The sequence below is a fragment of the Nostocoides jenkinsii Ben 74 genome (assembly GCF_001046875.1).
Taxonomy (GTDB): Bacteria; Actinomycetota; Actinomycetes; order Actinomycetales; family Dermatophilaceae; genus Nostocoides_A; species Nostocoides_A jenkinsii.
Map to the genome: position 1 here is coordinate 2,576,512 of NZ_HF571038.1, position 11,695 is coordinate 2,588,206.

At 69.3% G+C, this 11,695-nt stretch carries 12 protein-coding genes; 7 read left to right on the plus strand and 5 right to left on the minus strand.

The window, feature by feature from the left end; translation table 11 throughout:
• The 3 genes from BN13_RS12260 to BN13_RS12270 form a co-directional block, all read right to left on the minus strand.
• Positions 1-705 (minus strand): glycosyltransferase family 87 protein (locus BN13_RS12260; protein ID WP_235434033.1); only part of this gene is annotated, 705 nt, incomplete at its 3' end.
• The gene (locus BN13_RS12265) at positions 702-2,942 is read right to left on the minus strand and encodes a hypothetical protein (protein WP_157038573.1); all 2,241 of its coding nucleotides are present in this window, start codon (positions 2,940-2,942) and stop codon (positions 702-704) included. The genes BN13_RS12265 and BN13_RS12260, both read right to left, overlap by 4 nt.
• A 46-nt stretch (positions 2,943-2,988) precedes the next feature.
• Entirely contained in the window at positions 2,989-4,191 is a 1,203-nt protein-coding gene (locus BN13_RS12270) for a PqqD family protein (RefSeq protein WP_048547257.1), read from the minus strand.
• A gap of 157 nt (positions 4,192-4,348) precedes the next feature.
• Here BN13_RS12270 and BN13_RS12275 point away from each other — a divergent pair, with 157 nt between their 5' ends.
• The 7 genes from BN13_RS12275 to BN13_RS12305 all read left to right on the plus strand — a co-directional run bounded on the left by BN13_RS12275 (position 4,349) and on the right by BN13_RS12305 (position 9,131).
• Complete coding sequence (locus tag BN13_RS12275; protein WP_048547259.1) at positions 4,349-5,425, plus strand: App1 family protein; 1,077 nt, start codon at positions 4,349-4,351, stop codon at positions 5,423-5,425.
• A 65-nt stretch (positions 5,426-5,490) separates the two neighbouring features.
• The gene (locus BN13_RS12280) at positions 5,491-6,351 is read left to right on the plus strand and encodes an Fpg/Nei family DNA glycosylase (protein ID WP_048547261.1); all 861 of its coding nucleotides are present in this window, start codon (positions 5,491-5,493) and stop codon (positions 6,349-6,351) included.
• 66 nt (positions 6,352-6,417) lie between these two features.
• Entirely contained in the window at positions 6,418-6,741 is a 324-nt protein-coding gene (locus tag BN13_RS12285; RefSeq protein WP_201329091.1) for a rhodanese-like domain-containing protein, read from the plus strand.
• Positions 6,713-7,270, plus strand: a complete 558-nt coding sequence (locus BN13_RS12290) for a DUF3806 domain-containing protein (protein WP_157038574.1) — start codon at positions 6,713-6,715, stop codon at positions 7,268-7,270. The genes BN13_RS12285 and BN13_RS12290 overlap by 29 nt, the downstream gene beginning before the upstream one ends.
• 10 nt (positions 7,271-7,280) lie before the next feature.
• Positions 7,281-7,685: a YidH family protein gene (locus tag BN13_RS12295; protein WP_048547265.1), complete on the plus strand. Its 405-nt coding sequence runs from the start codon at positions 7,281-7,283 to the stop codon at positions 7,683-7,685.
• A 3-nt stretch (positions 7,686-7,688) separates the two neighbouring features.
• Positions 7,689-8,009, plus strand: a complete 321-nt coding sequence (locus BN13_RS12300; protein WP_048547266.1) for a DUF202 domain-containing protein — start codon at positions 7,689-7,691, stop codon at positions 8,007-8,009.
• 156 nt (positions 8,010-8,165) lie between these two features.
• The gene (locus BN13_RS12305; RefSeq protein WP_048547268.1) at positions 8,166-9,131 is read left to right on the plus strand and encodes a DUF808 domain-containing protein; all 966 of its coding nucleotides are present in this window, start codon (positions 8,166-8,168) and stop codon (positions 9,129-9,131) included.
• Positions 9,132-9,226: 95 nt separating this feature from the next.
• Here BN13_RS12305 and BN13_RS12310 read toward each other — a convergent pair whose 3' ends face one another.
• Positions 9,227-10,528, minus strand: coding sequence for an aspartate aminotransferase family protein (locus tag BN13_RS12310; protein WP_048549133.1), 1,302 nt, complete (start codon positions 10,526-10,528; stop codon positions 9,227-9,229).
• An 8-nt stretch (positions 10,529-10,536) separates the two neighbouring features.
• Positions 10,537-11,691, minus strand: coding sequence for an ABC transporter substrate-binding protein (locus BN13_RS12315; RefSeq protein ID WP_048547270.1), 1,155 nt, complete (start codon positions 11,689-11,691; stop codon positions 10,537-10,539).
• Positions 11,692-11,695: the final 4 nt, after the last annotated feature.

Consider the following 11,695-nt stretch of genomic DNA (forward strand, 5'->3'; position numbering starts at 1 on the left):
AATCGTCACGAGAGCGGCGGTGGCGATGGCGGTGCCCGCCTCTTTCCACCGTCGGCAGAGCAGGTAGTGCACGACGAACACGCCGGGCGTCAGCTTGATCGACATCGCCAGACCGACCAAGACCCCTGGCGGGATGTGCGCGATCAGCCCAGGTCGCGGGCGGCGCAGGTCCATCAGGACCACCAGGACGAGGATGGCGTTGATCTGCCCGAACCGGATGCCATCGGAGACCGGGTGCAGCCACAACATGACCCCGGTCAGGACGGCCAGAAGCAGCGGCTCGGCGCGCCCATGACGGTGGATCAGGCGATAGCCCGCGTACCAGACGATCCCCGTCGTTGCGAGCACTTGCCCGACCGTCCAGAGCCACGCGGCCGCCCGGAAGGGCACCAGCGCGAGCGGCAGCGCCAAGAAGGCCGCGAACGGCGGATACGTGAACGGCAACAACTGCGGCGCCTCGGTCATCGCGGTGTAGATCGGGCGGCCGATCAGCAGCGATACGCCCGCTTCGCGATAGACCTCGATGTCAACCTGCCACTGGTCCTGTGGCCAGAACACGAGATAGCGAAGCACGGGGATCGACGCCGCGGCGGCGATGATGAGCGCGGCGGCGACCCAACCCCATGCGGTATGCCGCGCGCTCGCCCCCCGCGCGCGGCTCCCCTCTGGCGTCGCCTCGCCCAGGCGGGAGTCGCCGGTGGTCACCGAGCGGACTCCCGGCTCTGGTCGCGAAGCGTGGCAACGGCGACGGCGATGACGAGCGGGATGGCGATCATCGCGCCGGTGGCGGGAATGGCCACACCGGAGTCGTTGAGGGCGAAGCCGAGGATCATCACGATGACCCAGGCGACGAGGCCGGAGCGCAGGAGCGGAGCCCGTTCGAAGCTGCGTTCCAGGGACTTAGCCCCCCAAGATGTCGGGCGAAGGAGCACATAGACGACGAAGACCAAGGCCACCGGGACGAGCAGGGTCAGCGGGCTGCCGATGAGATTGCCGATATTGGTGGACAGCTTGCGGTTGATCGTGTCGAGGGCGGCGCTCGTCCCGAGGCTTTCGAAGAAGCGGCCGAGGTGGGACATCTTGTCCGCCGGGCGCAGTGAGTCGAGGAAGCCCACCAAGAGGAAGAGTCCCGCGGTCACGGCGGCGATGAGGGCGCCCTTGCGCCAGGTGAGCCGGACGCCAAGGACCGCCAGGACGAGGTAGGCGATGCCGGGCAGCAGCGCGGGCGGTCCACCCCCGTCGGCACCCCATGACGGATGGCCGTCGACGACCGCCGCGGCCAGGCCCCCGGCGGCGACCACGCCGGCGGCGACGAGGCGCTTCCCGCGGCGCACGAGCGCGTCGGCGAGCACGGTGACGGCGAGGATCACGGAGGTGACGAAGAGCGCGAAGGTCACATTCCCCATACCGTAGAAGCGGCCGCCGACAACCGGTTGCAGGCCCATCATGGAGGAGAGTTGCAGCCTCGATCCGGTGACCGCGTCGGCCGCCAGGACCACCGCGCTGGCCAGGGAAACAACCAGCATGGCGCCGAGCAGATGTCGGCCGGCCGGCGGGGCAACGGCGACCAGGGTGATCATGGCGACGAACACGCCCACGGCCCCGACGAGCGCGAGCATCACCGGGTCGACCCGCCACCACGGCAAGAGGTTCGCCAAGAAGGACGCCACCGGTACGGCTGCGGCGGCCACCGACACGACTTGGACAATCCCGAGCAGGCGCCGGCGGCTGGTGGGGGCGCCGAGCCGGCCCTTCAGCAGCGCCCAAACGCCGAGGTAGATCGCCAACTGGGTCAGGATCATCCCGTTGAAGAAGGGCGGGACGAGGGCGTGGCCCTTGAGGGTCGCGAGGTCAAGATCGACCAGGTCGCGATAGCGGGCGGCCACATCGTCGCTGTCGGCGCGCGCCGCTAGGACGCCACCACCTTGGCCACGTGGCACCTCAGCCCCGGCCAGCGTGAGCAGGGTGACCGTTAGGTCGGATGACTGGATCAGCCGCGGCTGGCGAGTCGACGGCGAATACAGCAGGCCGGCCCCGAAGTCGGGTCCGGCGGCGAGCACCGGCCGCAGTCGAGCCGTCCGGCCACCATCCGAGAGGCCCGCGACGAGGACGTCAGCATCCGCCGGGAGGCGCGTCAGGAGTTCACCGAGCTTTTGGTCCAGGGCGCTGACCTGCTGCGCCAACGTCTCCTGGACCGCCGCCTCCCCGCGAGGCTGGTCATCGGGATCCCGGACGCTCCCAAGATCGACGAGCGTCACGCGCGTGGCGGGCAACCGCTGCGTGGCCAAGGCGGTAGCGAGGTCGAGATACTCGGCCACCTCGCCGTTCTCGGTGGCTGCGCCGATGGCCGCTCCCGGACCGACGGCCAGCACCTCCGCGCCCGCCGCCGCGAGCTGGTCACCGAGCATGCCCGGCTCGGCGCCGAAGTCGCTGCGCTCGGCCAACGACCGGTAGTCGCTCCAGTTGGGCACCTGCCCGTTGACCGGCTCGCCCATCCCCGGGCATGGTGTGCCCGTGTCGCGCCGCATGGCCCCGTTCACACCGGCCGCCGCGGCGCGTTCGCCCGCGGACAGCGACAGCCAGGCGTCCACCGGGCACGTATTGGTGTTGACCGAGCGGACCGTCACCGTCGATACCGCCGCGCGTTGAAGCAACGCCCAGAAGGTCGGGGTGCGCGCGGCTGAGAGGTCGGACCAGGTGAATCCACCAGTGCCAACAAGCACGATCGGGTGCGTTGTGGCTGCGGTGGCTCGGGATGTCCCCGGGGTGCCGGCGGCCTCCAACGTCTGACCGGAGCCGAACGCTTGGCCCTGGCCCTGGCCAGGGGCCTGGACCTGGCCCGGCGGCGCGGCATACGACGCGGTGGTCGGCAGGAGGCCCGCGGCCACGACAGCCACCAGCGAGACCAGGGTGACGAGCCAGCGCCCTGCCGAACGGATCACCGCTACAGGCTAGTGGTCGCGCTCGCGACCACCCCGCGAGCGCCGGTCACGGGCGCGGCGCGACGAAGACAACGAGGCCGGCCTCGGCCAGCTTCGCGATGGCGTCCCGGACGAGTTCGGCGGCCTCAGGGTGCGGGCCGTGCTCGGCTACCACCTGTTCGACGATCTCGGCCAGCCCGATCGGCTCGTCCGCGGCCAGCCAGATCGTGTGCCCGAGACCCATTAGCCGCACCGGCTGCGGGCCGTTCAGCACCAGCGACTCCGACCCCCAGGCCAGGGCCTCGATCCACGCCGCGCGCTCGATGACGAGCGGCTCGGCGTCACCGGGGGCACTCCGGCCAGGGGCCTGGGTCCACGCCGTCCCGCGGCGCCGGTCGTCGGCCTCAATGACGTCATAGTCGGCTGGTACGAGTCGGCCGGGAGCCGAGCGCGCAAGGAGATCGAGGATCACGGGCGCGGCGTCCTCGATTTCGCTGTAGACCAGCGTCGCCACCCCCTCCCCCGTGCGCAGGACCTCGGCCAGCCCGCTGAGCGGGCGCTCCTGGGCCGGCAACGACGACGACTGGGGTATGGCCTCGATCAGCGCCTCGATCAGCGGCACGGGTTTGAGGTGAGCCACCTGCCCCGCGCGCCGCTCCAGCAGCACGGTGGCGGCGAGGCGAGCGTCGGCCCGCGGCGGTAGCAACCCCAACTCCGCGGGAGACGCCTCGGACTTGCCTCCCTCGCCCACGATGGACAGCGGCTTGGGGTGCGCCACGATCGTGTGATCCGGGCGCAGCGCCGAGGTCTCGTCGGACAGATAAGACAGCGTGCGACCGAGGGTGCGGGCCGCGGTCGTCTTGCCGGTCCCGGACGGCGCGATCAGCAGGATTGCCGACCCGGTGTCGGGATGGGCCAGAGCCGCGGCGTGCAGCATCGTCAGCCGGCCGGACTGGGCCATAATTCCGCGCGCCGTGATCGCCGTCGAGAAGATGTATGGCGCGGTGCGCGGATCGTCCGACACCTGAATCACGCTCGGCAACGGTTGCGTCGGGTCGTCGGGGTCGAAGGAGGGCAGGACGCGGCCGGCGCCGGGCTGGCTGACCACTTCCAGCGGTCGCGGAAACCCGGCGGGCTCGCACGTGTCCGGGGACCAGTCCCCGGCGTCGCGCCAGAGCCGGCGAAGCTCATCCGCCACCTCTTCCGAGGTCTCGCTCAGGTCGACTTCCCAGCGGGTGCCGAGCGTATTGATGCGCAGCGGCGTCGACATGGGGGCTCGATTCGACAGTACGGGACGGGTCCCGGCGATTATCCCAGGCAACGCGCCGAAACCCCATCGTCATGCCAGGGGTCACACCAGCGACGCCCGCCGCTGTCCCCTGAGTCACACAAGGAGTCAGACCAGCGGAACTGGCTAGTGTTCACGCATGGCCAAGCCGCACGCCGCCGCGGTCCTAGAAGACCGGTGGACTGCCCTGAAAGGGGCCGCCCTGACCCGCCGCGGCTATGCGAGCCAATTCGTGGGCTACCCCGGCTACGGATCGACCGGTCACGCCCGCATCCTCGCGCGGGTCGTCCTCAGTCGCCGGTCAGAAGCCCGGCCGGCGGGGCCGGTCGTGAGTTCCCGAGCGCTCGGGGGTCGCCGGGGATGGCGAGCCTTCTTCACCACCCCAGCCATGAATGCGCCCGTAACCGTCCGCGTGGGCAGCCGGACCGTGACCGCCCGGACGGACCGCACGGGCATACTCGATGTCGTGGTCTCGGACCATGGCTTGCCCCCGGGCTGGCACGATGTCGAACTCGAATCGGCCACCGGCACCCGGGCGAGCGTGCCGATCTGCATCGTCGACCCGGCCGTGACCTTCGGGGTGGTGAGCGATATCGACGACACCATCATCAAGACGATGCTGCCCCGCCCACTGATCGCCGCGTGGAATACCTTCGTGCGCCACCAAGGCGCGCGAACGGCCGTGCCGGGGATGGCCACGCTGTATCGCGGCCTGCTGGCGGCACACCCGGGCGCGCCGATCGTCTATGTCTCGACCGGCGCCTGGAACACCGTCCCCACGCTGCTGTCGTTCCTGGCGGACAAGGGCTACCCCCTCGGACCATTGCTGATGACGGACTGGGGGCCGACCAACACGGGCTGGTTTCGCAGCGGACAAGATCACAAGCGCGCCTGCCTGCACCGGCTCGCCCGTGAGCTTCCGGACATCCAGTGGGTCCTGGTCGGTGACGACGGGCAGCACGACCCGACGATCTATGGCGAGTTCGCCGAGCAACGACCGGAGAAGGTGCGCGCGATCGCCATCCGGCGGCTGTCGGCGACCGAGCAACTGCTGTCCCACTTCACCCCGCTTGCCAATGACGAGTTCGGTCCCCGCCGCGCGCAACGTGCCAAGGTGCCCGTATGCCGCGCCTCCGACGGCTACGGCCTCGCGCGCCTCCTGCAGGTGGCCCTGGACGGTTCGCCGGTCCCCGGCGATGTGGTGGTGGAGAACTGAGCGATGTGGTGGTGGAGAACTGAGATGTGGCGGTCCAATCGGACTCCAGGAAGGCGGGACTGAGAATGCCGGAGTTGCCGGAGGTCGACGCCCTGCGCGCGTTCTTGGGGTCCAGAGCCGTCGGCCAGGCCGTCGTCGGGGTGGAGCTGGGCTCGTTCACGGTCTTGAAGACCGTGTCGCCGCCCCCCCAGGCCCTGATCGGCGCGCCGGTCGAGTCGGTCACCCGGCACGGGAAGTTCCTCGACCTCGACTGCGGCGGAACGCATTTGATCTTTCACCTGGCCCGGGCCGGGTGGCTGCGGTGGTATGAGGCGCTCCCCACGACCGTCATTCGCCCCGGGAAGTCGCCCATCGCCGTGCGTGTCCGGCTCTCCGACGACTCGGGCTTCGACCTGACGGAAGCGGGCACGAAGAAGCGGCTCGCGGCATACATCGTGTCGGACCCGATGGCGGTGCCGGGGATCGCCAGCCTCGGGCCGGACCCACTGGGGATGGACTTCACCGAGGAGCGGTTCGCCGCGATCCTGGCCGGGCGCCGCGCCCAGATCAAGGGCGTGTTGCGCGATCAGGGCATCATCGGCGGCATCGGCAATGCGTACTCCGACGAGATCCTGCACGTGGCCAAGATGTCGCCGTTCGCGATGGCGGCATCGCTGGACGCCGACGCCGTGGCGCGGCTGTATGAGGCGATGCGCGAGACGCTCGCCGGGGCAGTGGCCACGGCCTCTGGGAAGCCGGCGGCGGAATTGAAGGATGCCAAGCGCGCCGGTATGCGGGTCCACGGGCGCACGGGCGAGGTCTGCCCGGAGTGTGGCGATGTCGTGCGCGAGGTGTCGTTCGCCGACTCCTCATTGCAGTACTGCGCGACTTGTCAGACCGGCGGCAAACCTCTGGCCGACCGACGGACCTCGAAGTTCCTGAAGTAGCCGGAGCGGCGCGCTGGCTAAGGCTGGGAGAAAGAGAAGGATGGGCAAGGGAGAAGAATGGGCGACATGAGCGGCATACCCACAGTGGCAGTGACGGACCTGGCCGACGACGCGGTCGTGCTCGACGTTCGCGAGGACGACGAGTGGGCGGCCGGACGGGCTCCGGGCGCGGTCCACATTGTCATGAGTGAGATCCCGGCCCGGCTGCACGATCTGCCCGACGTCGAGCCGGTCGCCGTGATCTGTCGCTCGGGCGGGCGGTCCGGCCAGGTCGTGGCGTGGCTCAATGCCCAAGGCATCGATGCCGTCAATGTCGACGGCGGCATGCGGGCGTGGGCGGGGGCCGCGAAGCCGATCGTCGGTGACGACGGCACGCCGCGGGTCATCTGACATGGGCTTCTTCTCGCGCCGCAAGGCCGATGCCGAGCCGGAGCAGGCGGTGCCGGCTGGGCCGGCGCGCTATCCCGAGGCCGACGAATCCCTGATCGATGAGTCCGGAGTGGGGCCACTGCGGCCACGCGATCGTGGGCTCGGCCCGGGGGAGCGGCAGCGGATCGAGGCGGGCCTGGCCGAACTGGCGGGGGCGGGCGTCGACGTGGACGACCTGGACTCGCTTGCCGCGGGCTTCGACCGCGAACTGACCGAGTGGCGCGACCTCGCCAAACGCAAACGCCCGGACCACGATGCGATCGTCGAGGCCTATGCCATCGGCATCGGTGAATATCTCTCCCGCACAACAGACTTGCGCTGGCGTGTGGTCACCGACGTGTTCGGGACCGATCTCGCGGTGGCCGATCAGCGCGAAGGTGACTTCGTCGTCGTTCCGCACAATCTGGTGGCGGCCCGCTGGATGCGGGGCGAGACCGGTTGGCTGGCGGGGGTCGTGGGGCACATCGTCGCCGTGCGCGCGGCGGCCTGACGGGGTGTCTGTGCCGCCGTCGTTCGAGGATGAGTCGTTCGAGGATGGGCGGGCCGGCCGGTTCGAACGCCGGGTGCTGGGGCCGGGTCGTGAGCCGGACCCGCGCTACAGCCTGGCCAACGAACGCACCTTCCTGGCCTGGATTCGCACCTCGCTGACCTTGCTCGGGGGCGGTGTCGCCATCGAAGCCTTCGCTGGCGACGCCTTCGGGGTCGTCGCTCGCCGCGGACTGGCGCTCGGTCTCGTGTGCCTCGGTATGGTGCTCGCCGCTGTCTCGTGCTACCGCTGGGTGTCGCTCGAACGCGCCATGCGGCAGGGCCGACCGCTGCCGCTCAATCCGGTGGGTCTGGCGTTGGCCGCCGGGGTTGCGATCGCGGCGGCCTTCTTGGCCGTCTCCATCGCCGTTCGGGGCTGAACGATGGGACGCCACGAGGCGCTGTGGACCGGTGACACCGGCCTGGCCCGCGAGCGCACGGACCTCTCCTGGGGCCGGACCTTGCTGTCGGTGATGACCGTGACCGCGCTATTCCTGCGTTGGCTTCCCCAATTCGGCGGGGACGTCCTCGTGCCGGTGATCCTGGGGATCGCGGCGGGCTTGGGTCTGGTCCGGCTGCGCCACGGGCGGCGCGCCGAGGTGTTCGTCGGCCACGGCGACGCTGCCCACGAGGTCATCGGGCTCACCGCGTTGGTGCTGATCGTGGGCTTGGCTGGGTTGGTCCTGATCGTCATCCCGATCTGAGCGCCAATATTTCAGTCGACGGGCAGGGACACGCCGTATGCCGCGCCCGCATACCGCGCGTCTGTGCCCGTCGACTGGGTGGACGGGATCTTCTCCGGGACGGCCGCTCGAACGTACCCTTGTGCTCACCCAACCCCGATCGAAGGAGCACGACCCATGGCAGGTGGCCTCGTCGCCCTGCTGGACGACATCGCCGCGCTGGCCAAGGTCGCGGCGGCGTCGATCGACGACGTCGGTGCCGCAGCGGGCCGGGCCAGCGCGAAGGCCGCGGGGGTCGTGGTGGACGACACCGCCGTCACCCCCCGCTACGTCCACGGCTTCACCGCCGACCGTGAGTTGCCGATCATCAAGAGGATCGCGATTGGGTCGCTGCGCAACAAACTGCTCTTTATCCTGCCTGCGGCGCTGCTCTTCAGTCAGTTCGTGCCGTGGCTGCTGACTCCGTTGCTGATGATCGGCGGGACCTACCTCTGCTACGAGGGCGCCGAGAAGGTCTGGGAGAAGATCGGCGGCGGACACGAGGGCGAGCACGACAAGCCGGTCGGGATGGAGGGCGAGAGCCAAGAGGACGAGATGGTCAGCGGCGCCATCCGCACCGACTTCATCCTGTCGGCCGAGATCATGGTCATCGCCCTGAACGAGGTCGCCGAGGAGCCGTTCGTCTCGCGGGCCGTCATCTTGGCAGTCGTCGCCGTGGCGATCACAGTGCTCGTGTATGGCGTGGTCGGCCTCATCGTCAAGATGGACGACATCGGCCTGAGCCTGGCCGAGCGCCAATCCGGTGCCGTCCGCGCGATCGGTCGCGGACTCGTGGCCGGTATGCCGAAACTCATGTCCGTCCTGTCCACCGTGGGGATCGTCGCCATGCTGTGGGTCGGTGGGCACATTCTTCTGGTCGGGACCGACGAACTGGGGTGGCACGGTCCATACTCTCTGGTTCACCACTTGGAGGAGTCGGTTCACGGCGTGGGCGGGATCGGCGGCTTCCTCGGCTGGCTGATCAACACCATCGCCTCGGCTCTGATCGGCTCCGTGGTCGGTGCCATCGCAGTCCTCGTGATGAGCCGGTTCCACGGCTCCGGCCACGACGCGCACGAGGAGCCGGCGCGCGCCGCGCACTAACCGGCACCCCGGAAATTGCCCCGAGGGCCGGCGAGCAGTGCTCGCCGGCCCTCGGTCTCTTTCGGTCGACCCGGTCGGGTCGCGTGGTTGCGGGATCAGGCGTTGGCGGCCAGGACCTCGCGATAAATCGCCAATCCGGCGCGGGCCTCGTCGTCGGTGATGACGCACGGTGGCACGACGTGGATGCGGTTGTCCTGGACGAAAGGCAGCATACCGGCGCCAATCAGCCCCGACTTGATGCGCGCCATCCGGTCGGCGGGCAGTGGCGCCCTCGTCTCCTTGTCGGCCACGAGTTCCATTGCCCAGAAGACCCCGAGCCCGCGAACCTCGCCGATGAGCGCGGACTCTTCGGCCAGGGCGGCCAGGCCCGGACCGAGCACCTCCGTCCCAATGCGGGCGGCGTTCTCGACGATGCCCTCATCGGCCATCGCCGTCAGGGCACCGACGATCGAGCCCATCGCCAGCGGGTGACCGGAGTAGGTCAGGCCGCCGGGGAAGACGCGCTCGTCGAACGCCTTCGCGATCGGCTCGCTGATCATCACCCCGCCGACCGGGACATAACCGGAGTTGACGCCCTTGGCGAACGTGATCAGGTCGGGCACGACGCCGTAGTTGTCGAGCGCCAGCCACGCACCCGTCCTACCGAATCCGGCCATGACCTCATCGAGGATCATCACGATGCCGTGCTGGTGGGTGAGTTCCCGCACGCCGGCGAGGTAGCCGGGCGGCGGTGGCAGGATTCCGGCCGTCCCCGGAATGGTCTCCAGCAGGACCGCGGCGATCGTTGCGGGGCCTTCGGCCTCGATGATCCGGCGCAGGTGCTGCAGGGCACGCTCGCTCTCCTGCTCCGGGGAATCAGACCAGAACTCCGAGCGATAGGCGTAGGGCCCGAAGAAGTGCGCGTGCCCACGGGCGAACTCGTTCGGCATACGACGCCAGTCACCCGTGGCCACGATCGCCGCGCCCGTGTTGCCGTGGTAGCTGCGATAGGTGGAAAGCACCTTGTCGCGGCCGGTGGTCAGCCTGGCCATCCGGATGGCGTTCTCGTTGGCGTCGGCGCCGCCATTGGTGAAGAACACCTTGCCAAAGCCGCCGGGAGCGCGTTCGAGGATCAGCCGGGCAGCCTCACCCCGCACGCGCGAGCCGAAGGCCGGTCCAACCGTGGCGAGCGCGTCCGCCTGGCCCTTGATGGCCTGGATCACGCGAGGGTGCTGATGGCCGATGTTGACGTTGACCAGCATGCTGGAGAAGTCGAGATAGTCCCGTCCGGCGGCATCCTGCACGTGCACGCCCTGGGCACTGACCAATTCCAGTGGGGCCAGGGCCGCCTGAGCGGACCAGGAGTGGAAGACCATTGCCGGGTCGTGCATGACCGGCTCGGAGTTGTCGACGGACATGGTGTCGCTCACTTGCCGCCCTCCTTCAGGGTCACCTCGATCGGCGTGTAGGACGACCCGGTGGTGTCGACGCCGTCCTTCTTCAGCAGGTCGAGTGCCTGCGTGACGTAGTCGTTGGTGTAGGCGTCGGCGGGCGGGTCGGCCGTGATGATGGTCGCCCCGGTCTCGTTCTTGGTGGTCTTGGCGATGTCGACCGTCTGCTTCCACAGCGCCTCGTCGATCATGCCCGCGCCATTGGCCGCCGGCCAGATCAGCTTGTTGACCTCGTTGGTCATCCACAGCTGGTGGCTCTCGCCGAGTTGGCTACCCGCGGCGGTGACGATCTTGGCAGCCGCGTCGGCGTTGTCGCGCGCGTAGGCGCAGCCGGCGATCGTCCCGGCGATGAAGTTGACGGTGTTCTTCTTGTATTGCTCGTCGCTGGCGAGCTTGTCGGCATCCGCCCAGATCGCGTCCTGGAGCATGGCCGTGCCCACGTCATTCCAGTTGATGACGTTGAGGTCCTCGGGCGTGTAGAGCTCGCCGGTGTCGGGGTTCTTGGACTCCAGCACCTGGGCGTACTCGTTGTAGGTCATCGCCTGAGCGGCGTCGATATCGCCGGCGAGGAAGCCGTTCATGTCGAAGGCCTGCTGCACCAGCTCGATGTCGTCCAGCGCGACGCCGTCCTTCTGCATGCCGGCGAACAGCTCGAACTCGTTGCCATAGCCCCAGCTGCCGACCTTCTTGCCCTTGAGGTCGGCCGGCTTGGTGATGTTCTTGTCCTTGAAGGAGATCTGCGTCGTGCCGCTGCGCTGGAAGATCTGCGCGACGTCGGTGACCCGGGCGCCCTGCTCGATCGCGCCGAGCACCTTAGGCACCCAGGAGATCGCGTAGTCGGCCCCGCCGGAGGTCAGCACGTCGATCGGGACGATGTCGGTGGCCCCGGGGAGGATCTCGACGTCGAGGCCGTACTTGTCATAGAGGCCCTGGTCCTTGGCGGCGTAGTAGCACGCGAACTGCGCCTGCGTGACCCACTGCAGCTGCACCTTGACCTGCTGCTTTTCGGTCGACGCCGTCTCGGAGCTGGTCCCTGCGGAGGACGAGGACGCGCCGCCCCCCGAGGCGGACGTGGACGTGCTGCTACCGGAGCCGCCCGAGCCGCCACAGGCGGCGAGGAGACCGGTCATGGCG

Bases quoted from the DNA above. Each gene is read 5' to 3' on its own strand.
- BN13_RS12280 (WP_048547261.1), top strand. From the start codon at position 5,491: ATGCCGGAGTTGCCGGAGGTCGACGCCCTGCGCGCGTTCTTGGGGTCC.
- BN13_RS12270 (WP_048547257.1), bottom strand. From the start codon at position 4,191: ATGTCGACGCCGCTGCGCATCAATACGCTCGGCACCCGCTGGGAAGTC.
- BN13_RS12310 (WP_048549133.1), bottom strand. From the start codon at position 10,528: ATGTCCGTCGACAACTCCGAGCCGGTCATGCACGACCCGGCAATGGTC.
- BN13_RS12315 (WP_048547270.1), bottom strand. From the start codon at position 11,691: ATGACCGGTCTCCTCGCCGCCTGTGGCGGCTCGGGCGGCTCCGGTAGC.
- BN13_RS12300 (WP_048547266.1), top strand. From the start codon at position 7,689: ATGGGACGCCACGAGGCGCTGTGGACCGGTGACACCGGCCTGGCCCGC.
- BN13_RS12275 (WP_048547259.1), top strand. From the start codon at position 4,349: ATGGCCAAGCCGCACGCCGCCGCGGTCCTAGAAGACCGGTGGACTGCC.
- BN13_RS12285 (WP_201329091.1), top strand. From the start codon at position 6,418: ATGAGCGGCATACCCACAGTGGCAGTGACGGACCTGGCCGACGACGCG.
- BN13_RS12305 (WP_048547268.1), top strand. From the start codon at position 8,166: ATGGCAGGTGGCCTCGTCGCCCTGCTGGACGACATCGCCGCGCTGGCC.